This is a genomic window from Ruminococcus sp. RTP21484sp1_RTP21277st1_D2_RTP21277_210401 (assembly GCF_040924225.1).
Classification (GTDB): Bacteria; Bacillota; Clostridia; order Lachnospirales; family Lachnospiraceae; genus Blautia_A; species Blautia_A faecis.
In genome coordinates, this window is sequence record NZ_JBCOMJ010000016.1 from 45,832 (window position 1) to 68,792 (window position 22,961).

39 protein-coding genes, 1 tRNA gene and 2 pseudogenes are annotated in these 22,961 nt (G+C 41.3%); 9 read left to right on the top strand and 33 right to left on the bottom strand.

Features of this window, described 5'->3' with window-relative positions:
• Window positions 1-25: 25 nt before the first annotated feature.
• The 24 genes from AB5706_RS11820 to AB5706_RS11935 all read right to left on the bottom strand — a co-directional run bounded on the left by AB5706_RS11820 (window position 26) and on the right by AB5706_RS11935 (window position 11,338).
• Window positions 26-388 carry an HNH endonuclease gene (locus AB5706_RS11820; RefSeq protein ID WP_233456074.1) on the bottom strand — a complete coding sequence of 121 codons (363 nt, stop codon included), beginning with the start codon at window positions 386-388 and terminating at the stop codon, window positions 26-28.
• A 161-nt stretch (window positions 389-549) separates the two neighbouring features.
• Window positions 550-621, bottom strand: a tRNA-Ile gene (locus AB5706_RS11825).
• A gap of 107 nt (window positions 622-728) precedes the next feature.
• Window positions 729-1,154: a DUF1492 domain-containing protein gene (locus AB5706_RS11830; protein ID WP_173773930.1), complete on the bottom strand. Its 426-nt coding sequence runs from the start codon at window positions 1,152-1,154 to the stop codon at window positions 729-731.
• A complete protein-coding gene (locus AB5706_RS11835; protein WP_368366106.1) occupies window positions 1,126-1,440 on the bottom strand; it encodes a hypothetical protein in 315 nt (104 codons plus the stop codon). The genes AB5706_RS11830 and AB5706_RS11835 overlap by 29 nt, the downstream gene beginning before the upstream one ends.
• 23 nt (window positions 1,441-1,463) lie before the next feature.
• A complete protein-coding gene (locus tag AB5706_RS11840) occupies window positions 1,464-1,673 on the bottom strand; it encodes a hypothetical protein (protein ID WP_173773932.1) in 210 nt (69 codons plus the stop codon).
• Window positions 1,666-1,875, bottom strand: a complete 210-nt coding sequence (locus AB5706_RS11845; protein ID WP_368366107.1) for a hypothetical protein — start codon at window positions 1,873-1,875, stop codon at window positions 1,666-1,668. Before AB5706_RS11845 ends, AB5706_RS11840 begins: the two co-directional genes overlap by 8 nt.
• Window positions 1,876-2,002: 127 nt before the next feature.
• Window positions 2,003-2,548 (bottom strand): hypothetical protein, encoded by a 546-nt coding sequence (locus tag AB5706_RS11850; protein WP_173773933.1) that lies wholly within the window; start codon window positions 2,546-2,548, stop codon window positions 2,003-2,005.
• Between the two features lie 197 nt (window positions 2,549-2,745).
• Complete coding sequence (locus AB5706_RS11855) at window positions 2,746-3,195, bottom strand: hypothetical protein (RefSeq protein WP_173771025.1); 450 nt, start codon at window positions 3,193-3,195, stop codon at window positions 2,746-2,748.
• A gap of 1 nt (window position 3,196) precedes the next feature.
• Window positions 3,197-3,442, bottom strand: a complete 246-nt coding sequence (locus tag AB5706_RS11860; protein ID WP_173771026.1) for a hypothetical protein — start codon at window positions 3,440-3,442, stop codon at window positions 3,197-3,199.
• The gene (locus AB5706_RS11865; protein ID WP_173771027.1) at window positions 3,432-3,710 is read right to left on the bottom strand and encodes a hypothetical protein; all 279 of its coding nucleotides are present in this window, start codon (window positions 3,708-3,710) and stop codon (window positions 3,432-3,434) included. The genes AB5706_RS11860 and AB5706_RS11865 overlap by 11 nt, the downstream gene beginning before the upstream one ends.
• Window positions 3,707-4,024 (bottom strand): hypothetical protein, encoded by a 318-nt coding sequence (locus AB5706_RS11870; protein WP_173771028.1) that lies wholly within the window; start codon window positions 4,022-4,024, stop codon window positions 3,707-3,709. The genes AB5706_RS11865 and AB5706_RS11870 overlap by 4 nt, the downstream gene beginning before the upstream one ends.
• On the bottom strand, window positions 4,021-4,356 hold the full coding sequence (locus AB5706_RS11875) for a hypothetical protein (RefSeq protein WP_368366108.1): 336 nt from the start codon (window positions 4,354-4,356) through the stop codon (window positions 4,021-4,023). Before AB5706_RS11875 ends, AB5706_RS11870 begins: the two co-directional genes overlap by 4 nt.
• Window positions 4,357-4,390: 34 nt before the next feature.
• Window positions 4,391-4,822 carry a single-stranded DNA-binding protein gene (locus AB5706_RS11880; RefSeq protein WP_173771030.1) on the bottom strand — a complete coding sequence of 144 codons (432 nt, stop codon included), beginning with the start codon at window positions 4,820-4,822 and terminating at the stop codon, window positions 4,391-4,393.
• Entirely contained in the window at window positions 4,819-5,649 is an 831-nt protein-coding gene (locus tag AB5706_RS11885; protein ID WP_173771031.1) for a hypothetical protein, read from the bottom strand. The genes AB5706_RS11880 and AB5706_RS11885 overlap by 4 nt, the downstream gene beginning before the upstream one ends.
• Complete coding sequence (locus AB5706_RS11890; RefSeq protein WP_173771032.1) at window positions 5,636-5,929, bottom strand: hypothetical protein; 294 nt, start codon at window positions 5,927-5,929, stop codon at window positions 5,636-5,638. The genes AB5706_RS11885 and AB5706_RS11890 overlap by 14 nt, the downstream gene beginning before the upstream one ends.
• Window positions 5,930-5,940: 11 nt before the next feature.
• A complete protein-coding gene (locus tag AB5706_RS11895; protein ID WP_368366109.1) occupies window positions 5,941-6,099 on the bottom strand; it encodes a hypothetical protein in 159 nt (52 codons plus the stop codon).
• Window positions 6,096-8,171 (bottom strand): ParB/RepB/Spo0J family partition protein, encoded by a 2,076-nt coding sequence (locus AB5706_RS11900; RefSeq protein ID WP_368366110.1) that lies wholly within the window; start codon window positions 8,169-8,171, stop codon window positions 6,096-6,098. The genes AB5706_RS11895 and AB5706_RS11900 overlap by 4 nt, the downstream gene beginning before the upstream one ends.
• Window positions 8,171-8,977 (bottom strand): ParA family protein, encoded by an 807-nt coding sequence (locus AB5706_RS11905; protein WP_173771035.1) that lies wholly within the window; start codon window positions 8,975-8,977, stop codon window positions 8,171-8,173. Before AB5706_RS11905 ends, AB5706_RS11900 begins: the two co-directional genes overlap by 1 nt.
• 18 nt (window positions 8,978-8,995) lie before the next feature.
• Entirely contained in the window at window positions 8,996-9,220 is a 225-nt protein-coding gene (locus AB5706_RS11910) for a hypothetical protein (protein WP_173773936.1), read from the bottom strand.
• A complete protein-coding gene (locus AB5706_RS11915) occupies window positions 9,210-9,635 on the bottom strand; it encodes an RNase H family protein (RefSeq protein WP_173773937.1) in 426 nt (141 codons plus the stop codon). Before AB5706_RS11915 ends, AB5706_RS11910 begins: the two co-directional genes overlap by 11 nt.
• A 19-nt stretch (window positions 9,636-9,654) precedes the next feature.
• Window positions 9,655-10,416, bottom strand: coding sequence for a rolling circle replication-associated protein (locus tag AB5706_RS11920; protein WP_173773938.1), 762 nt, complete (start codon window positions 10,414-10,416; stop codon window positions 9,655-9,657).
• Between the two features lie 169 nt (window positions 10,417-10,585).
• Entirely contained in the window at window positions 10,586-10,807 is a 222-nt protein-coding gene (locus AB5706_RS11925) for a hypothetical protein (protein WP_173718572.1), read from the bottom strand.
• A 21-nt stretch (window positions 10,808-10,828) separates the two neighbouring features.
• The gene (locus AB5706_RS11930) at window positions 10,829-11,032 is read right to left on the bottom strand and encodes a hypothetical protein (RefSeq protein ID WP_173771040.1); all 204 of its coding nucleotides are present in this window, start codon (window positions 11,030-11,032) and stop codon (window positions 10,829-10,831) included.
• A gap of 123 nt (window positions 11,033-11,155) precedes the next feature.
• Complete coding sequence (locus tag AB5706_RS11935) at window positions 11,156-11,338, bottom strand: hypothetical protein (RefSeq protein WP_173771041.1); 183 nt, start codon at window positions 11,336-11,338, stop codon at window positions 11,156-11,158.
• 115 nt (window positions 11,339-11,453) lie between these two features.
• On the opposite strand from AB5706_RS11935, the gene AB5706_RS11940 reads away from it, so the two are divergent.
• Complete coding sequence (locus AB5706_RS11940; protein WP_173771042.1) at window positions 11,454-11,612, top strand: hypothetical protein; 159 nt, start codon at window positions 11,454-11,456, stop codon at window positions 11,610-11,612.
• Window positions 11,613-11,790: 178 nt separating this feature from the next.
• On the opposite strand, the gene AB5706_RS11945 is transcribed toward AB5706_RS11940, so the two are convergent.
• Window positions 11,791-11,937: a hypothetical protein gene (locus tag AB5706_RS11945; protein ID WP_173771043.1), complete on the bottom strand. Its 147-nt coding sequence runs from the start codon at window positions 11,935-11,937 to the stop codon at window positions 11,791-11,793.
• A gap of 106 nt (window positions 11,938-12,043) precedes the next feature.
• Here AB5706_RS11945 and AB5706_RS11950 point away from each other — a divergent pair, with 106 nt between their 5' ends.
• On the top strand, window positions 12,044-12,205 hold the full coding sequence (locus AB5706_RS11950; RefSeq protein ID WP_173718578.1) for a hypothetical protein: 162 nt from the start codon (window positions 12,044-12,046) through the stop codon (window positions 12,203-12,205).
• Here the strand turns inward: AB5706_RS11950 and AB5706_RS11955 are convergent.
• Complete coding sequence (locus tag AB5706_RS11955; RefSeq protein ID WP_173718579.1) at window positions 12,170-12,523, bottom strand: hypothetical protein; 354 nt, start codon at window positions 12,521-12,523, stop codon at window positions 12,170-12,172. The genes AB5706_RS11950 and AB5706_RS11955 overlap by 36 nt on opposite strands.
• 51 nt (window positions 12,524-12,574) lie before the next feature.
• Complete coding sequence (locus tag AB5706_RS11960; protein ID WP_173718580.1) at window positions 12,575-12,736, bottom strand: hypothetical protein; 162 nt, start codon at window positions 12,734-12,736, stop codon at window positions 12,575-12,577.
• Between the two features lie 116 nt (window positions 12,737-12,852).
• On the opposite strand from AB5706_RS11960, the gene AB5706_RS11965 reads away from it, so the two are divergent.
• Together AB5706_RS11965 and AB5706_RS11970 are read left to right on the top strand one after the other, a co-directional pair.
• The gene (locus AB5706_RS11965) at window positions 12,853-13,518 is read left to right on the top strand and encodes a DUF4145 domain-containing protein (protein ID WP_313720404.1); all 666 of its coding nucleotides are present in this window, start codon (window positions 12,853-12,855) and stop codon (window positions 13,516-13,518) included.
• A 326-nt stretch (window positions 13,519-13,844) separates the two neighbouring features.
• Entirely contained in the window at window positions 13,845-14,225 is a 381-nt protein-coding gene (locus tag AB5706_RS11970; protein ID WP_243881927.1) for a helix-turn-helix domain-containing protein, read from the top strand.
• A gap of 14 nt (window positions 14,226-14,239) precedes the next feature.
• Here the strand turns inward: AB5706_RS11970 and AB5706_RS11975 are convergent, their stop codons facing one another.
• Window positions 14,240-14,365, bottom strand: a complete 126-nt coding sequence (locus AB5706_RS11975) for a hypothetical protein (RefSeq protein WP_255610567.1) — start codon at window positions 14,363-14,365, stop codon at window positions 14,240-14,242.
• Between the two features lie 252 nt (window positions 14,366-14,617).
• On the opposite strand from AB5706_RS11975, the gene AB5706_RS11980 reads away from it, so the two are divergent.
• The 3 genes from AB5706_RS11980 to AB5706_RS11990 all read left to right on the top strand — a co-directional run bounded on the left by AB5706_RS11980 (window position 14,618) and on the right by AB5706_RS11990 (window position 16,961).
• A complete protein-coding gene (locus AB5706_RS11980) occupies window positions 14,618-15,331 on the top strand; it encodes a type II toxin-antitoxin system PemK/MazF family toxin (protein WP_368366111.1) in 714 nt (237 codons plus the stop codon).
• 204 nt (window positions 15,332-15,535) lie between these two features.
• Window positions 15,536-15,733, top strand: a complete 198-nt coding sequence (locus tag AB5706_RS11985) for a hypothetical protein (RefSeq protein WP_173771048.1) — start codon at window positions 15,536-15,538, stop codon at window positions 15,731-15,733.
• 163 nt (window positions 15,734-15,896) lie between these two features.
• A complete protein-coding gene (locus tag AB5706_RS11990; RefSeq protein ID WP_173771049.1) occupies window positions 15,897-16,961 on the top strand; it encodes a tyrosine-type recombinase/integrase in 1,065 nt (354 codons plus the stop codon).
• A gap of 208 nt (window positions 16,962-17,169) precedes the next feature.
• Here AB5706_RS11990 and AB5706_RS11995 read toward each other — a convergent pair whose 3' ends face one another.
• Entirely contained in the window at window positions 17,170-18,180 is a 1,011-nt protein-coding gene (locus tag AB5706_RS11995) for a GGGtGRT protein (RefSeq protein ID WP_368366112.1), read from the bottom strand.
• Window positions 18,181-18,207: 27 nt separating this feature from the next.
• A complete protein-coding gene (locus tag AB5706_RS12000; protein WP_118581434.1) occupies window positions 18,208-18,900 on the bottom strand; it encodes an iron-sulfur cluster assembly scaffold protein in 693 nt (230 codons plus the stop codon).
• Window positions 18,901-19,171: 271 nt separating this feature from the next.
• On the opposite strand from AB5706_RS12000, the gene AB5706_RS12005 reads away from it, so the two are divergent.
• The gene (locus AB5706_RS12005; protein ID WP_173771050.1) at window positions 19,172-19,915 is read left to right on the top strand and encodes a TraX family protein; all 744 of its coding nucleotides are present in this window, start codon (window positions 19,172-19,174) and stop codon (window positions 19,913-19,915) included.
• Window positions 19,916-19,974: 59 nt separating this feature from the next.
• Here the strand turns inward: AB5706_RS12005 and AB5706_RS12010 are convergent, their stop codons facing one another.
• On the bottom strand, window positions 19,975-20,157 hold the full coding sequence (locus AB5706_RS12010) for a DUF6783 domain-containing protein (RefSeq protein WP_373131805.1): 183 nt from the start codon (window positions 20,155-20,157) through the stop codon (window positions 19,975-19,977).
• On the opposite strand from AB5706_RS12010, the pseudogene AB5706_RS12015 reads away from it, so the two are divergent.
• Window positions 20,074-20,400 (top strand): annotated as a pseudogene (locus AB5706_RS12015) (DUF6783 domain-containing protein); the annotation flags it as partial. The gene AB5706_RS12010 and the pseudogene AB5706_RS12015 overlap by 84 nt on opposite strands.
• An 18-nt stretch (window positions 20,401-20,418) precedes the next feature.
• Here the strand turns inward: AB5706_RS12015 and AB5706_RS23130 are convergent.
• Window positions 20,419-20,838 (bottom strand): annotated as a pseudogene (locus AB5706_RS23130) (LbetaH domain-containing protein); the annotation flags it as partial.
• A 61-nt stretch (window positions 20,839-20,899) separates the two neighbouring features.
• Window positions 20,900-22,960, bottom strand: coding sequence for a DNA topoisomerase (locus AB5706_RS12020; RefSeq protein WP_173771052.1), 2,061 nt, complete (start codon window positions 22,958-22,960; stop codon window positions 20,900-20,902).
• Between the last annotated feature and the right edge of the window lies 1 nt (window position 22,961).

Sequence of the window (22,961 nt, forward strand, 5' to 3'; positions counted from 1 at the left end):
GACGACGGCATTTCCTGAAAACTTTTCAGACCGCCCCTCCCGTCTGTGTATAAAAATCCACAAGCATTTTTGCAAGCTTTTTTTCCATCACTGGTCTCTCTTTTTTATACATCTGCTCAATTTTTGAATGTGTATCGTGATGTAATGGCATCAGATTCTGCTTATCGCATCGTTTATCCCATGCTTCTTTTAACGGAATAATATGATGCACTGTATCTGCTGCCAGGATTACTCCTTCCGTCATGTAGACATACACATCAATCCCGCAAGCACTGAGAATATCAGATCTTGTCAGCTGCCATTCCCTTGAATCATAAAATGTTTTGCTTTTCTGATTTCTGGCATTCTGATCATATATCCGATAGCGTTCTTTATCTCTTTGTTTCATGCAGGGACACCTGCTGCCGGACGGAATTCTTTTTCCGCACCTGCCACATCTCTTATATATCATCTTTTTCTCCAATAAAAAACGCCCGGCCGTGCCTGCCAGACGTTTGTGGAAGTATGTATGAGTCAGTATTGTACCAAATATCGGCGGTACTAACCGAGTCGGAACAGATGGAACCGAACCACCGACACGCTGGATATAAGCCAGCTGCTCTACCACTGAGCTATGTTCCGATATACCTGCCAAGCCATAGTGCCTGACAAGTAAGGGTGCAACCGATTGATATTTGATTCATCCATCTGAATCTATTATAGTTATAACACGAATCAAGTATACCATTCTATACCATCTTAAAATTCTTCAATGCTGATGAATGCAGCCTATGTACCTGTGTCCATCCATAGCCCATCTCTGTTGCTACATCATCCCATTTTAAGTCCTTTATATAGCGTAAGCGCAGAACTTTCCGTTCATCTTCTGAATGCATTTTGCGGATCTGATTTTCAATCTTCCGATATTGTTGAACTTTTTTTAACCGTTCTTTCTTTAACAGTTCAATCTGCTCATCCAGTATTGCAATATAATCAGACAAATCAGATTGACTGCTGCCCTTTGGCATACCATCATTTACTACAGAAGGGAACATCTTATCAGCTCTTAATCTTTTGATTTCTTCCAGGATGTCCCGCTCTCTTTTGACTGCTCTCTGATATGATTTTAAATATTCCTTTTTCTTTTCATTTTCTTCCTGCAATCTCCTGTCCATCGGTATCACCTCCTGTTTTCAGCCGTTCCAGTTCCCAGTATGTAGGTGATCTGGTTATGCCGTTCGGTAATTGTAATTGCACTACATGGGGATATAATGCTTTTATCCTGGCTTTCACCTTTTGGGTGATGATCTTCCCGTCACCAGAAGCATAACTGGTTTGTATGATCTGAATAATATCCCCTCTTTTGATTCCATGTTTCTCTTCCAGTCTTCTCTGCTGTCGCTCCCATTTCTCTGCTTCAGCTATCGCCCACTCAGCTGTTGGGTCTTTATATTTTTTCATGGTTCATTACAAGCTTTCACCTCCTACAAGTCTGCCAGTTCCTTTTCATATATTTCTTTTCGCTGCCTTAACCATTCTGCAAGATCATTCTGGAATCTTTCTGACTGTCCATCATCAGTTTTTGGAGAAACAACTTGTACCCAATGATGTTTATTATGTTCTTCCAGGATCCGCGTAATACTTTTAACATCCCGCTCCAACTCTTTTGCCTTTTGTAATGTGTCCTTATCCATTCCGCAATTCCTCCAGTTCTGAAAAATCCCATTCACGCGGTAGTGTGGATCCGCAATGGCTAATCATGGCGCAGCGTACACAATGTGGGTGTTCTGCACAGTACCTGCTTACTGTCTTTATTGCCCACAGCAGCTCTTGATTTGTGACTGCTGCCTGCTCTGCATTAATATTTTCCTTCGCTATTTTCTTTCCCCTACTCATGTATCATCATTCCTCTGCTTTTTCTGTTTTTTTATCGCACATGACGCCCATAGTAATACACCAAATGCTCCAAGCACAGTTCCAATGCCAAATGCTATTAATAAATCAACCATTTTTGATTTCCTCCTCAATGTCCGCTCCGCAGCATACAAAACAGCAACTCTGTCATGGATTTTATTCTTATACCCTGCCTGCATGGCAATACGATTTCCAGCTTCCAGTTTCTGTCCTCGCTTAATGGTGTGGGATCTTTAAATTCTTCCGCTGCTTCTCCCCAGAACGGAATAGGAACCATAACTCCGTAATAAATTGATGAATCTGGGTGTTTTTCGCGCATGTAATTAGCAAATTTACCACTTCTAAAATCTGGCTGAATTTCTTTGTAACACTCCATCGTAGTTACTATATAGTTCTTTTCTCCAAAGAAATTCAAACCATTACCGCTATAAACATCTTCCTTACAACTTTTGATCTCATAGCAAGTGAATATGCCTTTTTCTATTCCGGATACAGAGTATTGATTTGCCGGGCAAAACTCCATATAATCCACTCGTTTTGCCTTTGATGTCCATGGATCAATGCTAACCTCGCTGGCCCAGTGCGAACCAGCTCCACCAATACGGGTAGCTACAAGTAGTTGGCCAAGGAATTTGGTTGTTTCTGCTCTTGTCATTTTCTCACCTCGTTTTAAGGAATTTGGACATTATGCTTTTTCTCCACTGCTGCCATGGTTGCGTTTCCCATTTACTGCAGCTATGGTCATCTCTGATCCAGATTCCTTTCTTGTCACAGAGGAGATCGTCATTGTGCCTGCAGGTCTTACAGGTTCTATCTTCCATCTTGCTATTCATTTTCCATCGCCCCTCGCACCTATTCCCTGTTAAATCCCATTTCTTCATAAATGTTATAATTTGCCAGGTCCTCAAACTCTACATCAATGTCCATTTCCTTATGTGCAAGCTCATAAGCCTTCGCAACTCCAATCCGGTCTACATAATCCATTGCTGCTTTCCAGTTCTTTAGGAATTTTTTGTTTGCTTTTGTAAATCCCCATGAAAACTTAATCGCATACAGGGAAATGATTATATTTGTTATGGTAATATAGTCCTCTGCCCGCTCCAGTTTCTCCTGAGCTTCTCTGATCACAGCGTCTGTTACAGCTTCTGTTTTCTGCTGTTCCATCCTTTTCAAGTATGTTTGCAATATAGAAGCCTGCTGCCCGGTCATCCCTGCTACCTGTGCCACTGTTAGATTAAGGTTCAATGGAACCTGACATTTTTCCTGCATCTTTGCCTGGCGCCTTCTTTCTGCTCGGGTCATACTATTTCACCTCTTCATCAGCAGGCATTACAAATATTCTGATCTTCTCCGGATGCCGGACTGCCACCTGGATTCCGCAGAGTACATGGACTGCTTTGGCTTCTGTACTGTATCCACCAAGAATATCTCCTTCCTTTTTGTCCTTAGTATGTAGCAGGATCTGAAAGGATCCATCTGGCAGGCGGACTGTCGTAGTTACTTTCCCAGTTATGTCTACCAATTGACCACTTTGAGTTCTAATTTTCACAGTTCTGTTTCCTCCATTCTGACAATATCCTGGTTGTATTTACAAGATTATCTGTGTTTTCCTTATATGCTTGTTTTCTCTCAATTCCCAGAAGTATTTGATTGAGTTTCTCCACCTCTGTTTTTGGAATTTCAAAGGAAAAATTAAGGTTGTATGGATTTCCCTTTGGCTTATAGCGTGTTATTCTGCACTTCAATAATTTCAACCATTTGGGCGGATTCTCATGCCAAAGCTCTTTATATTTCTTTTTTCGGATTCTTTTATTCATATCTGTCCCTTTCCTGAAGCGGGGTACAAATCGTCCTCCACTTGTTTTGCTTTACCACTTCTAGCTCTCTTTATAATCTGCAGCCTGGTCAGATCATACTCCAATAGTAGTTTTCGATCCTTCTCTTTACTAAGCTCTACATCCACCGGTCCGATCCGGTATTTTCCCGCTACTTTTCGGCCTTCCATGGCTGCAAGATATAGACTGTCAACCGTCCTTCCAAGAAACTTTGAGGCTTCTTGTATTGATATTGATGGTTCAACTACTTCTCCCTCTATTGTTGTAATCTCATACAGCTTTTTTCTTGCGCTCATAGCCAGTTTCTCCCGAAGATCTTCCGGAACTGTTCCCTGCTACCAATCTGGCTCTCAAAAGCTTCCTGTCCCTGTCTGTGAAGTTCATCCATTACCGCTTTATCCCTATGCACAGCATGTTTACCTGTCGCATGGCATTCCAGGCACAAATATACTTTTAATCCATATTTCTCTGATAGTGTCCGATTCGGACCACCAAATATGTGATGTTCTTGAGTCTGGCCACACCTGCTGCACATGTAACATCTTCCTTTTCGGCTTCCGAGAATGCTGGCCGGATGGGACATCCTTTTTTTCTTCGTTTCTTCTTTTGGAAATTTAAGTCCGTTCATATTTTTCCTTCTTTCATCTTGTCCGAGTCGGACATTAACTAAATGGCAGTTCCTCTTCAATTCCATCCGGGATATTCATGAAACCATCAGGTCCCACATCTGGTGATTGTTGTGGAACATTCTGCTGACTGCTGCCAGATCCAGAGCCTTTGCTTTCTGCAAATTCCTGTTCTTCTACAACAACCTCTGTCGTATAAACTTTCTGTCCATCACGGTTGGTATAACTTCCGGTCTGAATACGACCTGCGATTGTAATCTTCAATCCTTTTCGGAAGTATTTCTCCACGAACTCGGCAGATCTGCCAAATACTACACAAGGAATGAAGTCTGCTGTTGCATCTCCATCTTTTCTGATTTTTCTATCTACTGCCAGCGTGTATCTGGCAATTGCCAATGAATTTTCCCCTGAGGTGTATCTCACCTCTGGATCTCTTGTTAAACGTCCCATTAAAATTACTTTGTTCATCTCTTAGCTCTCTCCTTCCATATTGCGTTCGCCTCCTCTTTGCATCCTCTTTCCATGTAATAATCGTACAGGAACTCTTTCTGCGCTTTTGTGTACTCTCTGACCGAATTCTTTGTCGGATAAGCAATTCCCTGGCTCGGATTGTGTAAGAGAACCCACCCTCTTTCGACGAGCCAGTCTCCTGCTCCAATCAGACCAACATTACATTTTGTCTGCAAGTCAATATCTCCGTCCATTGCTTCCTCCGGGAATTTTTCGTTCATATAATTCTGCGCCCAATCCTGATGCGCTCCCCATTCCACTCCATGAAAAGTTCCGTTCGGTTCTAACCATCCATAGTCCTCTGTGATGTGATCTTCTTTATCCATCATTCGTGCCATGAAACTGTCGAGCGCATCCTGCTGTCTATCCTCCGCAGTCTCTTCTCCAAGTTCCTTTCGTATTGCTCTTTGTGTGCTTTCCGACATGTGGCCCATTGCTACGTCCCATCGTTCGACCATGCGCCGCAGGTTCTCCTCTGCTTTCTTCCGCCTTTCGATTTCTTTCCAGATGTTCATGCTCCGTGGCATCTGTTCTTCTTCTCCCGGTTCGTATATTCCGAGATGATATGTACCTGCTGTCGTACTTCCCTTCAGAGCGGCGCGGCCGAGCAGAATGTCCTCTGCATATCTTCTGATCTGTGCCTCCGGTGTATCTGTTCCGGTCATGCTGTCCATCAGAATTTTCATTACAGTCTCATAGCTTTTCTCGCCTGTGTAAAACCACTCCCTTGTAATCTCTGTAATAAATTCTCCATTAATATCAAATACCAAATTACCCTCTTTCATTTTTCTTTCCTTTCATATTTCTCTCATTCAATTCCACACCTTTCACGATTTCAAGTGCTTCTGTAAGATTAATCATTTGAACATGTTCTTTCCCTTGTTCATCAAACTCATAATAATCACTCGCTTTATCTAACTGCTTCACAACCTTGCCCACATCAAAAGCTGTCGGCTGGCTGTCAATTAATTCGCACAAAGCATTAGCTTTCTCAGGTATATACCCATTCCTTATTGTCATCGCTGCTACCTGCTTTTTAAACAGCTCAGCATCAATCAGTCTCATATTCTTCACACTCACCGTTCTTTCCAGTCAGGCTGCCATTTTCTGCAGCTGTAATCATCTTCTACCAGTATGCTCTTCCGATCACACAGCCCATTATCATTATCCTTGCAAGTCTTATATGTTCTATTTTCCTGTTCTCTGGCCTTACGTCTCATTTCTGCCCTGTTCATTTGCTTTCCCTCTGTACTTCCTTTAAGAATTCAACCAATTCGCTTTCACTATTTGGGAATTTATTGTATCTTCCATGCTGTGTCCATTTAGGTATTCCTGATTTTCTTTCCGGTTCAGGTCCTCCGATCAAATGCATGTAATATGATTCTGTATAATCTGATACCCACTGGCTATGAACAGTATCCCGACCATATTCTTCTGCAATAAGTCTTGCACCATTTGCAAAATCATATTTGTAGTATCTGACGCCAATATGTTCATCTGTATACCAAAGACCCCAATCCTTATAATTTCTCAGCCATTCTTTTCTCTGATCATTATTTCTCATCACCGGAAGTGGCAACTGCTCCATGACGCTCTTTCCGTCATCTATATTTTCATCATCCAGACAATCTCTCACCAGATTCTTGATCATTCTGAGCCCACCGGCAATGAGCTGATATTTCAATATCGTTTTTCCCGGAATTCCCTGATCAGCCACTGAAAGATAGTTTTTCAACTCTTCTTCGGCATCTTGCAGAATATCATCCATTGCAATCATTGATGGAACCGGAATATCTTTAAGCTCCGGTGGCCAAGCTTCCGGTATCAGTTCTATTATCTGCTGCTTTTCGTCCACTATTTTCTTGTTTTCCGCTGCGTTTTCGCAGCGTTCGCAGTTGTCCGAATCGGACATATCTGATTCTTCAATAACAGAATCTTCCGGTACTATCCGTTTTTGATATTCTGCTGCCATGCGTTCTCTTGATACGTAGCAGACTTTTTCGCCCTGTTCATCGTAAAATACGAAATCATCTTCCTTTGGTCTTTGCACTGCAGCGAATTCCGTTCCCATTACTCTGAAACGCCTTGTATTACCTGGTCCCATGCCTTTATATGCATTTTCCAGGAATACATTTATCATCCTTGCTATGTCCGGCAGAAATACTTCATTTGCATCATAGTATGGACATTCTTTTTGTGGTTCTGGCATAGGTGCAAGCTTCACCGCTTTTTGTTTCTTTCCATACTTCTCTATCAGCGTTTCAGCCAACTGCTGCCATGTAATCAACTTTTCATCCCCACTACCAGGATTAAACAGGATTCCATTTGATTTTCCCTGATAATTCAAATATCCATTTCTAATCCGCACATCATTGTATATAATGCTGAGCATATAAATGGACATGTTCTTATCCCTCTTCTGGATTCGTTCTGTTGTTGATTTCTTTAAGCTTTCAAAGAATCGTTCGATCTGAATGTCAACATCAATTACCGTTCCATCTTCCGGCGGTCTTCTTCGTCCAATTACTTCATCAAGTGTCAGCTGTCCAGGAATCTGACGTCCTACTTCCTGTTTTTCTTTCAAAGCTTTAACCTCTGGTAGCGTAATTGTTTCATTCTTTTTGTACAACCCCAGAGCCTCATCCTGGTGTTTTTCATCCAGATCTGTCAGTTCCCTTGCCACAGATATATTGATGTTTCCATTTCGAAACTCTTGCATGAACTCCTGACTTAATTTTTTCTGGATTGCATGATATCTTTCTAACTGTGTCCCCGATGTTCCAAGAGTTGCCTGTACCATGCTTCTGGTTGTTCCCTGCAGGTCAACCAGATCACGAAGCTCCTTAATTACCTCTTCTGTGATAAGCGCCTCCTGCATTTTCTCCCAGTCACTTTTTTCACGGAACCGGTTCGCCTGGATGATTCCCAGCTTATTGATCAGCTGTTCCACTTTTCCATCTTTATCTTCTGGGAACTTTTCTGTATTCAGATTCACTTTGGTATATTTACAGTTAATCTTCCGGAACTCTTCATGCCCCTCTTCCACCAGCATCCTGCAGCACATTGTCCTACAGTGCCCTGATATGATCCTGTCTTTACCATCCACGTCCTCAATCAGAACGTCCTGCATAACCCCGAATAAAAGAATTGAGTTCTTCAATCCCTGCAGTTTCTCCGGATCTGTGGAATAGAAATTATCTTTCGACGGCTCCAGTTCAAACACATCCCGATACACTGTATCACTGATATTCTCAGTCTCCGTGGACTTTTTACGATTATTTACCATGTCGGCCAGATTGAATGCCATCAGGCTTCCCTCCCTTCCGTCCATTTGTCCATCATAACTCCTGCTGCCACCAGATACTCTTTCACCAGGCATTCATAATCTTTTGCGGCTAAAGAACGCGCGGAATACAAAGGGATAGGTTTTCTTGCATAAGTACTCTCTGATACTTTTCTGGAATATCTTATCTTCGTCTTAAGCATTGGATATCCTGCTGCCTCTATCATTTCTGTTCCCTGTGCCTGTGCAAGGTTGTTTTTGTCATATTTTGTGATAAAGACCCAGTAATTTTTCAATTCTGGGTTCAGTTCCTCTTTTGTATAACCAATCTGATTCACCAATTCCGGAAGCCCTTCCGTTGTGTTATCATCAATTTCTACCGGAATCAAAACATCATCACAGGCTGTCAGAGCATTGATCGTTGATACGTTGATATCCGGTGCATTGTCAATTATGCAGAAATCATACTGATCAGCCACACATGCCAGTGCATTTTTTATCCTATACTGCTGCGGTCGTGTCTGATCGAACATTACTTCCTGGTTAGCCATCAAAAGACGCATATTTGCCGGCAATACATCCATGTTATGGAATTCCGTATGTCTGATCAGTTTTTTCATCCAGTCTTCCGGGTGTCTTGCGGTCATGATCCGATCTATTCCTTCTCCATCCTGTGTTCTGCAGTTCAATCCTCTCGATGCATCTCCCTGCTTATCGTTATCCACAATAAGCACTTTATTCCCCTGGCTTGCCAGAATATAGGCAACACTATTGGTGGTAACGGTCTTGGCCACGCCACCCTTTAAATTAATCACTGCAATTGTTCTCATACTCTTCCTCTTTTCTTTTTATTTTTTCTTATGTGCCCTATTTCTCAATTTTCTGTCTGCTCTTTCCATCCAATCAGGCTTCCCACCTTCCGGTTCATTATCAAAATAGATTTCTCCATCATCATCTCTGTAATAGTGAAAATGCATACCTGCTTTTGTTATTGTTCCAAGATATGTCATTGCCCTTGGATCCTGTTCTGTGCGCAGACTCCATCCTTTTCCCCACAATTCTTTAGTTTCCACGTTTTATCATCTCCTCCTGGAGCCATTGCGAATATGAATGTACTCCGGCCAACGAAGAAACTTTCAATTTCAACCGGTTAATTACTTCATACACCTTTTTCCATTCATCTGCATTTTTGATATCTTTTCCCTTTGTATCTTTAAAGGCATCTGCTGCCAGATCTGAGATTCTCAATACTCTGGATGTCACGAAGGTATCTCTGGTATATATGCAAATCTCACATGTAGAACGAAATCTCGAAAGGGCTTCTATAAGTGCCTGTAAGTTACACTGATGATATGTACTACTACTATTTCCGAAACCTTCTCTGGTCTCAGTCCTGCCAGCGTACACGGCTTCTATTACATATCCGTATCTGCGCCGAACTCTTGCCTGGCACTGTTTATCTGTTTCCAGATAAATATTGACTTTCACAGCTTGATTCCCCCTTTCTTTAAATTCGTCTGTTCAATCTGATCAATGTGTAATGGCGGTAATTGTACCCAGTTACCGGATTTTTCCCCTCAAAGAGCTCTGCTATGTAGTAGCCTTTCTTAGGCTTCACTTTCTTAGGCCAACGTTTCAGCTCCTCTGGCTTTGGCTCTGGAAGCGGCATGTTCCTGGAATGGCTGTAGTTTGCTTCACTAAGTCTGGGCTTTGCCAGGGTTCCGTCTTTTTTCTTTTCCCTGGTTTTCTCATCCTTGGTGATGTAATCAGCCAGCTTCTGGAAATCCTCTTCCGGGCACTTACTCTTCCTGATCTGAGTTACATATACTCCACCATAGGGCCAAGCCCTTTCAACAAGACTTGCCGTATTTCCAATATCGTTGATAATACAATGTATATGCCAGGCTCCCTTCGTCCCCCGCTCAATGTTCCGGATCCAGAAGAGCACCCTGCCTTTTTTCCTGTAAATCTTTCTTAGCTTGTCCATCATTTTCAAAAACTGCTTCTTGGCAGTGTCCATATCTGGAGGTCTGTTCTCTGGCTTGTATGTAAATGTCACCCACAGATCACCTGGTGAAAAATATTCCATCAGTCTGAGTCTTGCCCTCTTGGATTTATTCCAGGCGTTTACTCTCTGAACATCTTCAGGAGTGAGCTTTCTCTTAGGCAGTCTCTCCTTCCCCTTAGCTCCATACTTGCCATCATGATTCTCTTCCACATACAGGATATCCTTCTTCTGCAGATACCAGGTTTTACGCTTTGTTTTCATACCAAAAGGCTCCTAAGTTTAATATCTTAATCGAGTACTAAACAGGGGAATTTCACCCCTGATTTTTCTTACATTCTTGACTTTTTAGTGGCCCAATGATATTATGTAATTGGTTGATTACATATGGACCTGAGTCGATGCGCCCCTTGCATCGGCTCTTTTCTTTAGTTTACATAACTTTCTTTTTTCTGATCTGTTCCAGCTCTTTTTCAACATCTTTTCCGCTGTATTCTGTCAGAAGCTTTCCAGAGATGTTATAAGTCCACTTGGTGGACATCTTAATCGCTATTCCAATCGGCAGTTTTCCCTGCTGCATCGCAACACGTACAAACTGCGGGGACGTGTTGAGAATTGCAGCAGCTTCAGTTGTCAATATTTTTCCTGTGTTCATTTTTCGCATCCTGCTTTCTTATTATTCCATTGATAAATCCGTAATCGGTACATTTGAAATAACCTCTGATTGATCCTGCTGCCCCCATGTGATTTCGATTGTCATATGAATGCTCTTTCTGGTGTTTTTCACCTGTCTCTCCATTTTTCTAATGAGTTTGCTCAAGAAGCCATCCTGCAGTGCTATCTCATGAGGTATTTTGCATACGATTTTTATATGTTCCATCTTTACACCATCCTTTTCTTCCCATCACTTTTAACCAGCAGCTTTCGCTATAGCCAAAACTAATGCGATTATTGAAATTACTAATGAAATTGTTTGTAGCTTCATTCCAGGCTGTTTCTGAAGCTATAAAAAATCTTCGTAGCTAATTTTGACTAATTCACCAACTTTTGTGTCCTGTGCGATTTTTCTTTTTACATAATCTAAAATCGCATAGGATTGCTCTACAGATATTTCTTTTTTATGGAACATCTCAATTATTGCTTCACATATTTCATAGTTCTGTTTTTCTGCAAGCATAAATCCCATCTCATACCTCGCTTCCCTGTTACTTTTCCAATTACATTGACTTTTTATTTCTTTTCTCCTATTCTTTAGGTACAGGGCACTGGCATGCCCGAGTATTATGAAAGGAATTCTTTATATGACAATTCACGAAGTCATTGATCTGTTCAGTCACGAAATGATCAACGAAATCTATCACTCCTCCGCTGACGAACTTTCCAAGGATGAACTTGTCAATGCAGTACATGAAGTTGCTTCTACTGTCTTGAAAACTTATGAAGCGCAAACCAAGAGATAAGCAGCATGGCAGTTATTCTTATTGCAGTAAGGGTAACTGCCATTTTGGTTATTGCTTCTTTTTCTTCTCTGACAAGCTTTTGCGTCTGCTTCCAGATTCTGTCATCGTGATATCTTACAAATCCTTCAAGTGCAAATCTCCTGTCTCGGTCACTTTCCATCTTTTCACCTCGCTTCTGTTATCCTGCTTTCTGGGTTTCTACTTCCATTGCATCTCTGGCTCTCAGGAGTTCTGAGTTATTCTCCATCAACTTAAGACTTACAATATCCATCTGTTTCAGATTCTGTACGATTACTGTGATACGCTCTTTCTTTTCTTTGGTCATATTTTTCGCCTACCTTTCTGTCAAACTTGACTTTCTTTTTATTCTCTCCTATTCTTTAGGTACAGGGCACTGGCATGCCTGAGTATTATGAAAGGAGCAAGCTACCATGGATAAAAAACAAGCGCTTAAATCTATAGAACACTTTACTGAAGCTTCTCTTTCTGCCGTCTATGATGGCAACGCACCTGCTACCAAGTCTGATCTTCAAAAACTCAGATCCGACATTGCGCAACTAGCTAAAGAACTCTTGGATGCTTTTTCCAAGTAGTGTCTTTCCCCTGTTCTTTGGAGCAGGGGTAATTTCTATCATGCCAAGTGCTTCCAGACTTTTATAGCTATCTACAATTTGCATCTGAGCTACTCTCATATTTCCCAAGATCTTATCCATTTCAAATCCATCTACCTCAAATTTCTTTTCAATACTCCCATCTGCTGAATATTTGAATTTAATTTCTGTCAGAGTACTAAGCTGTCCTGCAAGATCTATTATTTTATTTTTCTTTTCTTCAATGTTCTCTAATGTTTTCTCTATTTCTCTGACATCTTTGATTTCTCCTGCATTAATTCTAAATCCAAATAATTTCATTTCTTTCTCACCTCGCTTTCTTTTTCGTTTGAATACAGTATAGTTGCTTCTTTATCCAGCTTTCTTTCCATCATCTTTTATACTCATAACCGCTTCCAACATCATCCCGAACACAGTTCGCTGACTTCCTTCATCCAAATAAGGAGCCATTTTAATAATGTTGTCTAAAGGATTATCTGTCATGTTGATTTCTGGGATTGTTTTAACTTTCATTCTCTCGCCTCTCTTTCTCATGTTGGTTATAAATGTAGCATTGACTTTTTTCTCTTTTTTCTTATTCTTAGATTATTAGGTACTGGCATGCCTAAATCTTACCTAAGGAGGTTTTTATGAAATTCATTACTAAATCTGCATCTTCCTTCTACTCTTCCTTTTCGTTTAAATATCAAAAGCCTGCAATCTGTCCGCATTGTGGTTTTGGAACTGACGCTATTGTGAAAGAAAATAATTATTATTCTTTCAATGATGGCCGTTTGCTCACATCTGTTTGTGAATGCACTGCCTGTCATAAATTTTTCTTTTTCGCCTGCGAAAACCCTGGAACAAATACAGATGATGCTCCAATGGTCTGTATGTATCCTTCTACTCAAATTGAGCCATACAAAAACGAAAATTTAGCCGCTATATCAGAACGTTTTATTGACATGTACAACCAGGCATTGCAAGCTGAATACAATCAAAATTTCGAATTAGCTGCTATAGGTTTCCGTTCCTCGCTTGAAATTTTGGTAAAAGATTATGCAATACAAGAACTTGGAGAACCCGCTGAAACCGTTGCTAAACAATCCCTTTGTAACGCTATTGCTACATACCTTCAGCAAGCAGATCTTGTTAATACTGCCGATGTTGTCCGTATCCTTGGCAATGATTACACTCATTACAAAAGAAAATACCCAGAGCATGATTTTGTGCTTCTAAAAAAATATATGGAGATCTTCTTATCTCAAATAGAAGTCAAATACATGATCAAACATCCGCCGGTTGCTCGTTCTTAGTTGTATGCGAATCTCTTTCAGCTAACAATTGACCTTCCAGGCTCCAATACTGTACAACCTGTCTGGATAGATCATCCAGTGTTCCTTTCCCTCTATTACTTTTTGTTTCAATTACTTGTATAACTCTTGCACTGTCAGTGCCATTTGGTCTGACAGTGCTTTTTTTACCTTCCATGTCTTCTCACCTCGCTTTCATTTGTTCCTTACATAGACATGATAGTGCATTAAATGGTTTTTGTCAATATTTATTTGTCTATTTAATGAACTTTTTTATTGACTTTGTAATCAGAGGGTGCTATATTGGATTCATAAGAAAGGAGGAAATAATGATGACGCAAGGCGAACGTGTCAAAAAGGTTCGGAAAGCCCGTCAACTTACTCTCGAAAAATTCGGTGAGCAAATTGGTTTAAAAAAGAACACTATGAGCGCAATCGAAACTGGCCGCAATAGTTTGACTGAAGCTAACGTACTCTCCATCTGTCGGGAGTTTGGTGTAAATGAAGTTTGGCTCCGAACTGGGGAAGGCGGGGATGACAATATGTTCACTAAGATGGATGAGGATGACCGCTATTCCATTAATCTTGGAAAGCTCAGTAAAACAGAAAACCAAATGGCAAGAAATATGCTGAATGCTATTGCAGAAGCTTCTCCAGAGAAGTTAAAACATATCGAAGAATTTATGAAAGCTTGCCTGGGCATAGAATAAGAAAAGAGCCAACCTCAATGGTCGGCCCCTATCATGGTAATTATTATTAAGTAGATCCGCCTCAGAACGGATTCTTCTTTAATCAAGTTTACCAACTCAATTATTTTGCCCTTGTACTCTTCTTTATCATTCTTCATCATATGTATAACCCCTCCGTTCTCGTTTGTTCGAACGTTTGTTTGTTTTTAATATACACCATTTATATTTGAAGTGCAATATATTTCACAAACATTTGTTCGTTCAGCATTATCTTTTATACTTATTATACGATAAACAGAGGGATTAATTTGCTTCGGCGTTTTAATAAAATCTAACCCTAAGGAGGTGGTCGATTGTCTCGTCCTATAACCAAAGAGGATGTTATCCAAAACAAAAAGAAGGCCATAAGATCCATGAACAACATACTTGAAGCGTTAATCAATGATTCCTCTAATAAACATTTGAAGAAAGCTGATTTAATTTCTTATTGGCTGCAGAGCTATGCCGAGTTCATCCGTTTTGAGGAAAAATTTAATCCATCAAAACTATTGGCGTATACACGTGGCGATATTATTCGTGTTAATTTTGGTTTTCGCGTGGGTGCCGAATTAGGGGGCTTGCACTATGCTGTTGTATTGGATAAAAAAAATCCTCATAATGCTAATACTCTCATGGTTGTCCCTTTATCTTCCATTAAGCCAAATAAGGCAGTTCATGAGCGTGATTTGTCACTTGGTACTGAATTTTATAGCCTTGTATCTACTAGATTTGGCCGACAACTGATTGATGCCAAAACCAAATTAAGCGAATTTCGTTCACTCTATGAGGTTTTTGCAAAAATACCAGAGTCTCAACAAACGGCAGAAGTAACAAATGCTTTGAATAATCTCACAGAGCAAATAGGAGAGCTTGAAAAGACAATCTTTTTGCTAGAAAGAGATAAATTTGAAATTGAAAATATGAAAACAGGAAGTATTGCGAAAATTGAGCAAATCACTGCAATTAGCAAAATGCGTATTTATACTCCCAAAAAGGCGGCTGATTTCTTATCCGGTATCCGTCTTTCAGCGAACACAATGTCTCGCATTAATAAAAAAATAAAAGAATTTTATATTTTTGATGAATAAGTCTTGACTATGAGGCATATACTGAATTATAATAACTTCACAAAACAATTGTTTTGTATAATTGCGCCTACAGGGCATTAATAGAAGATTGAAGTTATTATTGTGAAGACCTCGTAGAAATACGGGGTCTTTTACGTTATAAACAAAACCGCCTCAGTGTTACCTGCGCCAGAGTGGCACATTTTTTGAAAGGATGTGATTATCATGCTCCAGGCCTCATTACGTGAAAGCAAACTTCTGTTGAATAATCATGTTGATGCTCCTGAGTACTGGCATAATAAAATCGAGGAAATAGAGCCTGATGAAGTCGATCTAATGTTATTAGATGAAATCCGTAAGAATCCTGAGTGTCACGAATTTGTTTCTCAGGAAGAGCTGATGAAAGAACTTGAAATGAACTAAATAAAAATCGCCCCAGTGTTACCAGCACCAGAGCGATCTGTTGAATAATTTGCAGTGTAAAGAAAACTGCTATAATCATTCCATAGCAAGATTATTATAGCACTTTTCTTTACACCTGCAAAGGTGTATTTTTTATACTCTTTTTTAGAAGAAAGGTGATGTTATGAAACTTCCAAATGGATTCGGATCTATATATAAACTATCTGGCAAACGACGGCGGCCATGGGTAGCTGCAAAAACCTTCGGATGGCAATTTGATGAGGAGGGACAACGAATCAAACAGAAGAGGCAAGTAATCGGATATTTTGCTACCCGGCAGGAAGCTATGACCGCCCTGGTACAATACAATGAAAATCCTTACGATCTGGATTCTAATAAAATAACTTTTTCTGAAGTATACGAAAAATGGTCGGACAAGTATTTTCCAACTCTGGGTAATCCCTCCAGTATCCGAACAATCACTGCGTCCTACAAGTACTGTTCTTCCCTTTATGATATGCGAATGAAAGATATCCGAGTCGAGCATCTGGAGGGAGCTATCAAGGATGCTGATGTTGGATCCAGCACCAAAGGACGAATGAAGAGCCTCTTTAATCTCATGTACAAATGGGCTATGAAACATGATCTTGTGGATAAAAACTATGCTGCTTTATGCGATGGTGTGAAACGAGAACGTCCGAAGATCGTCCGCATTCCTTTCTCTGATCAGGAAATTACAGCTCTTATAGAGCATCCTGAAATACCATTTGCAGATATGATCCTGATCGGGATTTATTCCGGCTGGCGTCCTCAGGAGCTGGCAGTTCTGAAAATTGCAGATGTGGATCTGGATAACATGACATATACTGGCGGACTGAAAACCGATGCTGGCCGTAACCGTCTAGTTCCAATTCATCCACTGGTTGCTGATCTAGTTCGTAAAAATTACGAAAATGCAGTTAATATGGGAAGCGATTATCTTTTCAATGATCCAGACGGCCAACAAGGCACTCACCTTACATATGATAAATATCGCGGACGCTTCAAAAAAGTCATGTCCAGGCTTGGAATGGATCACAAACCTCATGACACCCGACATACTTTTATTACAAAAGCCAAAGATGTGGATATGAATGAATACATTTTGAAAATGATCGTTGGGCATGAAATCGCTGATATCACAGAAAAAGTTTATACCCACCGTACTGTGGAAGATTTGAAAAGAGAAATGGAAAAGATAACAAAATGATTAGCAGCAGGCATTGTCCTGCTGTTTTTTCGCGGTAAAATTGTTAGCTACGTGTTAGCTACGTCTGTTAGCTACTTGTTAGCTACTTGTTAGCTACCGTCATTTTTTCATGTGTTTTCATACTGTTTTGAGCAAATTTCCGAAAACTAAAAAAATGCCGTAAACTCTTGAGTTTACGGCATTTTCAACGCTTTTACACTTTATGGAATTAGAACTTACCAGCCTTAGCAGCTTCCTCAACAGAAACAGCTACAGCAACAGTAGCACCAACCATCGGGTTGTTACCCATTCCGATAAGACCCATCATCTCAACGTGAGCCGGTACGGAAGAGGATCCAGCGAACTGTGCATCAGAGTGCATACGTCCCATAGTATCTGTCATACCGTAGGAAGCAGGACCTGCTGCCATGTTGTCTGGGTGAAGAGTACGTCCTGTACCACCGCCGGAAGCAACGGAGAAGTATTTTTTACCCTGCTCGATACATTCTTTCTTGTATGTACCTGCAACCGGATGCTGGAAACGAGTCGGGTTAGTGGAGTTACCAGTGATGGAAACACCAACGTTCTCGTGATGCATGATAGCAACACCTTCCTGAACATCATCTGCACCGTAGCATTTTACAGTAGCACGAAGTCCGTTTGAATATGGCTTCTCATAGATTACGTTTAATTTAGCTTCTTTGTAATCGTATTTTGTCTCAACAAATGTGAATCCGTTGATACGGGAAATGATCTGGGCAGCATCTTTTCCAAGTCCGTTCAGGATAACACGTAATGGTTTCTGACGTACTTTGTTTGCTTTCTCAGCGATACCGATAGCACCCTCAGCAGCTGCGAAAGACTCATGTCCTGCTAAGAAACAGAAGCACTCGGTCTCTCCCTCAAGGAGCATTTTACCAAGATTTCCATGTCCAAGACCTACTTTTCTGTGGTCAGCAACAGATCCAGGAATACAGAAAGCCTGAAGTCCTTCTCCGATAGCTGCAGCAGCGTCAGCAGCTCTCTTGCAGCCTTTCTTGATCGCGATTGCAGCACCTACTGTGTAAGCCCATGCAGCATTCTCAAAGCAGATCGGCTGAATTTTCTTAACCTGGTCATATACATCAAGACCAGCGTCTTTTGTGATTTTCTCAGCTTCTTCGATAGAGCTGATTCCATAGCTATTTAATACAGAATTGATCTGAGCAATTCTTCTCTCATATCCTTCAAATAATGCCATTTCTGTTCGTCTCCTTTCGCTTGTGGCTTACTCTTTTCTTGGGTCAATAATCTTAACAGCATCAGCTACACGGCCATACTGACCTTTTGCCTTCTCCCATGCAGTGTTAGGATCATCACCTTTTTTGATAAAGTCAGTCATTTTTCCAAGAGAAACGAACTGATATCCGATTACTTCGTTGTCTTCGTCAAGAGCAATACCTGTTACATAGCCCTCTGCCATTTCCAGGTAACGAACTCCTTTTTCCTTGGTAGCGTACATTGTACCAACCTGGGAACGAAGGCCTTTACCAAGGTCCTCAAGACCTGCACCAACAGCAAGACCGTCATCAGAGAAAGCACTCTGAGTACGTCCGTAAACGATCTGAAGGAACAGTTCTCTCATTGCTGTATTGATTGCATCACAGACAAGGTCTGTATTTAATGCTTCAAGAATTGTCTTACCCTGAAGAACCTCTGCTGCCATAGCTGCAGAATGTGTCATACCGGAGCATCCGATTGTCTCAATAAGGGCTTCCTCGATTACACCATTCTTAACATTTAAGGACAGTTTACAGGCACCCTGCTGAGGAGCACACCAGCCTACACCATGTGTAAAACCAGAGATATCTTCAATTTTCTTTGCATGGACCCACTGGCCTTCTTCCGGGATCGGAGCTGGCTCATGTTTTGCACCCTTAGCTACTGGGCACATGTTTTCAACTTCAGTAGTGTAAATCATTTTAAGACTCCTTTCAGTGTTGATTACTTAATCGTTGTTAAAGACCTAACAACCTAGTGTTATTTTCTCACAAAATTCTTCATTCGTCTAGTCATATTTTGCAAAATTTACGAAAAAATTGTCGGTACCATTTATTGGACTTGTCTTGTAGAAATTTTATTTTCATGATAAACTACATAAGAACATTCCGATCACAGCTGCTGCCCGGAACTTTCATAGCCAAAAGTATCCAGCAATACTCTATATTCAGAACAGGAGGACTTACATAGATATGTCATTGCAAACTTCAACTTCTTTTATGCCCGAAAAACTGAGAATCCTAAGCGGAAGTGCCCTGAAGATGCTGGCTATGGCGATTATGCTGATCGACCATACCGCTTCTTTCCTTCTGCGTCACTACCCGCCAGCCATTGCGCCCTGGTTTCAAATAGGCAGCACCACTTATTCCCTATACCGGGTAATGCGTGACGTGGGGCGTGCAGCTTTCCCTATTTTCTGTTTCCTGCTTGTGGAAGGGTTTCTTCACACCCACAACCGCTTTAAATATGGAAGAAATCTTCTGATTTTCGCCTGTATTTCAGAAATTCCATGGAATTTTGCACAAAATGGCACTCTGCTGTATCCAGATAAGCAGAACGTTTTTTTCACCTTATTTCTGGGATATCTTGCATTCTGCCTGGTCGAACACTTTGAAAAAAATGCTTCCATGCAGCTTGTCTGCATGTTGTTGCTTCTTGCAGTCTCCTATTTTCTCAAAGCAGATTACGGATATAAAGGCTTTGTATTTCTCCTGATCATGTACTGGCTGCATCAGCACAAACCTGCACAGGCAGTTATTGGAAGCTACTGGCTGATCTATGAATGGAAGGCTTGCTTTGCTTTTATTCCTTTGAATATGTACAATGAAAAACGGGGATTTATTCAGGGGAAATGGGTAAAATATCTCTTCTATGCTTTTTATCCGGTACATATTGCTATACTGACCGTAATCCGCAAGATGTGGTTTGGAATTTAGAACAGCTATGATATAAAAATTATTTATGGACATGTCCAGAAAAAACGGCTTGACAGAATTCATTTTCTGCCAAGCCATTTTATTATACTAGAGCCTGTTTGAAAAATCATTCCCGCAATCTGCACGCCCCACTTTGCGGGAGATTTCACCCGAATTCGGTTGCCGTAGCCCGCTACGGCGCCCTCATCCGGGCGAAATCTCCCACAAATTGTGACGCACATCTTGCAGAAAGCCTTTTTCAAACACGCTCTAGTTTAATTCTTTGTTACAATCTCGTCTTTATTCTTATAAATGCTGTTTGCCGGAACGCATCCACGTACTGGAGAAAGCGGATAAATGTTAGTGTTTCTTCCAATCACAGTTCCCGGATTCAGAACCGAACCACAGCCAACTTCTACATGATCTGCCAGCATGGCACCAAACTTCTTAAGTCCTGTCTCAATCTTCTCCTCGCCGTCTTTTACAACAACCAGTTTCTTGTCTGACTTTACATTGGAGCAGATGGAACCTGCACCCATATGGGATTTGTAACCCAGTACAGCGTCTCCTACATAATTGTAATGGGGAACCTGCACATTGTTAAAAAGGACTACATTCTTAAGCTCTGTGGAGTTTCCCACTACACAGCCCTCTCCTACAAGAGCTTTGCCGCGGATAAATGCACAGTGGCGCACTTCTGTATTCTTGCCGATGATGGCTGGTCCGTTAATGCAGGCGGTAGGTGCAACCTTGGCAGATTTCGCAATCCAGATATTCCCCTCCAGATAGTCATATTCATCTGGATCCAATGTTTTTCCCAATTTCACAATGAAATCACCAATCTCCGGAAGAACTTCCCACGGATAGGTTTTCCCCTGGAAAAGCTCTCCTGCGATGGTCTGGGTCATATCCAGCATGTTTGCGATGGTAAAATCTTTTAACATAATACATCCTCCTCATATAAATCTAATTTAATGAATGATTTCCTTTATTCCCAAATCTGTATCAGAGCGTGTTCTGCCTTTTTTTCATAGCAGTTTCCCGCTCCGGCTTCTTATAAAACTGCGCAGCTGCATCAAAAAACTGCCTCAGCGCATACTGAAAATGACTGTCCTCCACCTGTTTGGTACGAATCCTTACAAAGTGCTCCAGCTTATCCATATATTCCTGCTCTGTAATAGATCCCTCTGCTACATAGGTAAGTCCCTTCTCCCAGCTGGCAGTCAGTTCCGGGTTCAGAAGCTGACGGATAGAACAGTTTACCACATCATAAATCATTTCCCCCTGAAGGGTAGGTGTGATCACCTGGGTTTTCTTATTCAGAGACAGATATCTGATATTAAACAGCTTCTTCAAAATCTCTGCTCTGGTGGCGCTGGTACCAATTCCGCTTCCCTTGATCTGTGAACGAAGATCCTCATCCTCGATCAGCTGGCCTGCATTCTCCATTGCCAGGATCATAGAACCGGAATTGTATCGTTTCGGTGGAGATGTCTCTCCTTCCTTGATACCAAGACCATTTATGTTTAGTATATCACCCTTTTTCAGTTTCTGCAATGCAGCTAACAAAGCTTCGTCGCAGGAAACCTCACCTTCTCCTTCACTTTCGGGAGTTTTTCCGGAAACTTCTGCCATACTCTTTTTTGCAAAAGAATTTGCAGCAATCTTCAGATACCCTTCACTAAGCAAAACTTTAAAAGAAGAAAAGAAAGATTCATTCTCCATTTTCGTCACAAGGCTTACCTTCTGATAAACAGCCGGTGGATAAAAAATGCTTAAAAATCGTCTCACAATCGTCTCATACACCCGCTGTGCTGTCAGAGAAAGTCCCTTTAGTGCGCCAAGTCCCTGGCCAGTAGGAATAATAGCATAATGGTCTGTAATCTGTTTGTCATTGGTGTAACGTGTCTTCGCGATATTTTTGTATGCGCCAAGCTCTAACGCACCTTGCGCAGCTTCCCCGGCCTGAGGATAATTCCGAAGCCCGGAAATATTCTTATAAATCTCCTTTGCCACAGCTGTCGATAAAACTCTGGCATCTGTTCTGGGATATGTGACCAGTTTCTTTTCATAAAGATCCTGCACAATGGAAAGAGTCTCATCCGGACTGATCTTGAACAGTTTGGAACAGACATTCTGAAGCTCTGCCAGATTAAACAGAAGAGGCGGATTCTTATTTTCCTTCTTTCGCTCAATCTTCTCCACCGTACATATAAGAGGCTGCTGTGTACTTAATTCACAGATCAGCTTCTGGGCATCTTCTTTTTTCTTAAAACCATTTTCTTTATATAAAACAGGGGACTGGAAATAGCGGCTGCCTTCTACAGCTCTCCACTCTCCTTCAAAGCTTTCTCCTTCAAGAGCAATGCTGCTCACAACTCTGTAAAAAGGTGTTTTCACAAATGCGCGGATTTCCCGCTCGCGGCGAACTACCATCCCAAGGACACAGGTCATAACCCGTCCAACGGAAATTGCCTGGTATTTGCCTCCAAGATAATTGGTTACGCTGTTTCCATAACGCAAAGTCAGTACACGTGAGAAATTAATTCCCATCAGATAATCTTCTTTTGCCCGAAGATAGGCGGCTGCGGCAAGGTTATCATATTCTGAGATGTCCTTTGCCTCACGGATTCCCCGAAGAATCTCTTCTTCAGTCTGGGAGTCGATCCACACACGCTTCTGCGTCCTGTCCTTCACTCCCGCCATCTGTGCTACCAGGCGGTAAATATATTCACCTTCACGCCCAGAGTCGGTACACACATAAATGGTATCAATATCAGGTCTGTTTAAAAGCCCTTTCACGATCTGGAACTGTTTTTCCACGCCAGGTATCACTTCGTATTTAAAATCATGCGGCAAAAAAGGCAGGGTATCTAAACTCCACCTTTTGTATTTCATATCATATTTCTCAGGATAGCTCATGGTGACCAGATGTCCCACACACCAGGTCACCACGCAAGTATCAGACTCGATATAGCCATCCCGTCTTTGTCCGCCAGATTTTAAAGCTTTCGCAAATTCCTGAGCCACGCTGGGCTTCTCTGCTATGTATAAAGCTTTTGACATA

Bases quoted from the DNA above. Each gene is read 5' to 3' on its own strand.
- AB5706_RS11885 (WP_173771031.1), bottom strand. From the start codon at position 5,649: ATGAAAGAGGGTAATTTGGTATTTGATATTAATGGAGAATTTATTACA.
- AB5706_RS11970 (WP_243881927.1), top strand. From the start codon at position 13,845: ATGATGACGCAAGGCGAACGTGTCAAAAAGGTTCGGAAAGCCCGTCAA.
- AB5706_RS11865 (WP_173771027.1), bottom strand. From the start codon at position 3,710: ATGAATAAAAGAATCCGAAAAAAGAAATATAAAGAGCTTTGGCATGAG.
- AB5706_RS11900 (WP_368366110.1), bottom strand. From the start codon at position 8,171: ATGGCATTCAATCTGGCCGACATGGTAAATAATCGTAAAAAGTCCACG.
- AB5706_RS11940 (WP_173771042.1), top strand. From the start codon at position 11,454: ATGACAATTCACGAAGTCATTGATCTGTTCAGTCACGAAATGATCAAC.
- AB5706_RS11905 (WP_173771035.1), bottom strand. From the start codon at position 8,977: ATGAGAACAATTGCAGTGATTAATTTAAAGGGTGGCGTGGCCAAGACC.
- AB5706_RS11835 (WP_368366106.1), bottom strand. From the start codon at position 1,440: ATGAAAAAATATAAAGACCCAACAGCTGAGTGGGCGATAGCTGAAGCA.
- AB5706_RS11925 (WP_173718572.1), bottom strand. From the start codon at position 10,807: ATGAACACAGGAAAAATATTGACAACTGAAGCTGCTGCAATTCTCAAC.
- AB5706_RS11945 (WP_173771043.1), bottom strand. From the start codon at position 11,937: ATGACCAAAGAAAAGAAAGAGCGTATCACAGTAATCGTACAGAATCTG.
- AB5706_RS11895 (WP_368366109.1), bottom strand. From the start codon at position 6,099: ATGAACAGGGCAGAAATGAGACGTAAGGCCAGAGAACAGGAAAATAGA.
- AB5706_RS11820 (WP_233456074.1), bottom strand. From the start codon at position 388: ATGAAACAAAGAGATAAAGAACGCTATCGGATATATGATCAGAATGCC.
- AB5706_RS12020 (WP_173771052.1), bottom strand. From the start codon at position 22,960: ATGTCAAAAGCTTTATACATAGCAGAGAAGCCCAGCGTGGCTCAGGAA.
- AB5706_RS11995 (WP_368366112.1), bottom strand. From the start codon at position 18,180: ATGGCATTATTTGAAGGATATGAGAGAAGAATTGCTCAGATCAATTCT.
- AB5706_RS11920 (WP_173773938.1), bottom strand. From the start codon at position 10,416: ATGAAAACAAAGCGTAAAACCTGGTATCTGCAGAAGAAGGATATCCTG.
- AB5706_RS11840 (WP_173773932.1), bottom strand. From the start codon at position 1,673: ATGGATAAGGACACATTACAAAAGGCAAAAGAGTTGGAGCGGGATGTT.
- AB5706_RS11990 (WP_173771049.1), top strand. From the start codon at position 15,897: ATGAAACTTCCAAATGGATTCGGATCTATATATAAACTATCTGGCAAA.
- AB5706_RS11880 (WP_173771030.1), bottom strand. From the start codon at position 4,822: ATGAACAAAGTAATTTTAATGGGACGTTTAACAAGAGATCCAGAGGTG.
- AB5706_RS11870 (WP_173771028.1), bottom strand. From the start codon at position 4,024: ATGAGCGCAAGAAAAAAGCTGTATGAGATTACAACAATAGAGGGAGAA.
- AB5706_RS11855 (WP_173771025.1), bottom strand. From the start codon at position 3,195: ATGACCCGAGCAGAAAGAAGGCGCCAGGCAAAGATGCAGGAAAAATGT.
- AB5706_RS11850 (WP_173773933.1), bottom strand. From the start codon at position 2,548: ATGACAAGAGCAGAAACAACCAAATTCCTTGGCCAACTACTTGTAGCT.
- AB5706_RS11975 (WP_255610567.1), bottom strand. From the start codon at position 14,365: ATGATGAAGAATGATAAAGAAGAGTACAAGGGCAAAATAATTGAGTTG.
- AB5706_RS11935 (WP_173771041.1), bottom strand. From the start codon at position 11,338: ATGGGATTTATGCTTGCAGAAAAACAGAACTATGAAATATGTGAAGCA.
- AB5706_RS11985 (WP_173771048.1), top strand. From the start codon at position 15,536: ATGCTCCAGGCCTCATTACGTGAAAGCAAACTTCTGTTGAATAATCAT.
- AB5706_RS11965 (WP_313720404.1), top strand. From the start codon at position 12,853: ATGAAATTCATTACTAAATCTGCATCTTCCTTCTACTCTTCCTTTTCG.
- AB5706_RS12000 (WP_118581434.1), bottom strand. From the start codon at position 18,900: ATGATTTACACTACTGAAGTTGAAAACATGTGCCCAGTAGCTAAGGGT.
- AB5706_RS11845 (WP_368366107.1), bottom strand. From the start codon at position 1,875: ATGAGTAGGGGAAAGAAAATAGCGAAGGAAAATATTAATGCAGAGCAG.
- AB5706_RS11890 (WP_173771032.1), bottom strand. From the start codon at position 5,929: ATGAGACTGATTGATGCTGAGCTGTTTAAAAAGCAGGTAGCAGCGATG.
- AB5706_RS11960 (WP_173718580.1), bottom strand. From the start codon at position 12,736: ATGAAAGTTAAAACAATCCCAGAAATCAACATGACAGATAATCCTTTA.
- AB5706_RS11830 (WP_173773930.1), bottom strand. From the start codon at position 1,154: ATGGACAGGAGATTGCAGGAAGAAAATGAAAAGAAAAAGGAATATTTA.
- AB5706_RS11875 (WP_368366108.1), bottom strand. From the start codon at position 4,356: ATGAACGGACTTAAATTTCCAAAAGAAGAAACGAAGAAAAAAAGGATG.
- AB5706_RS12005 (WP_173771050.1), top strand. From the start codon at position 19,172: ATGTCATTGCAAACTTCAACTTCTTTTATGCCCGAAAAACTGAGAATC.
- AB5706_RS11980 (WP_368366111.1), top strand. From the start codon at position 14,618: ATGAACAACATACTTGAAGCGTTAATCAATGATTCCTCTAATAAACAT.
- AB5706_RS11955 (WP_173718579.1), bottom strand. From the start codon at position 12,523: ATGAAATTATTTGGATTTAGAATTAATGCAGGAGAAATCAAAGATGTC.
- AB5706_RS11930 (WP_173771040.1), bottom strand. From the start codon at position 11,032: ATGGAACATATAAAAATCGTATGCAAAATACCTCATGAGATAGCACTG.
- AB5706_RS11950 (WP_173718578.1), top strand. From the start codon at position 12,044: ATGGATAAAAAACAAGCGCTTAAATCTATAGAACACTTTACTGAAGCT.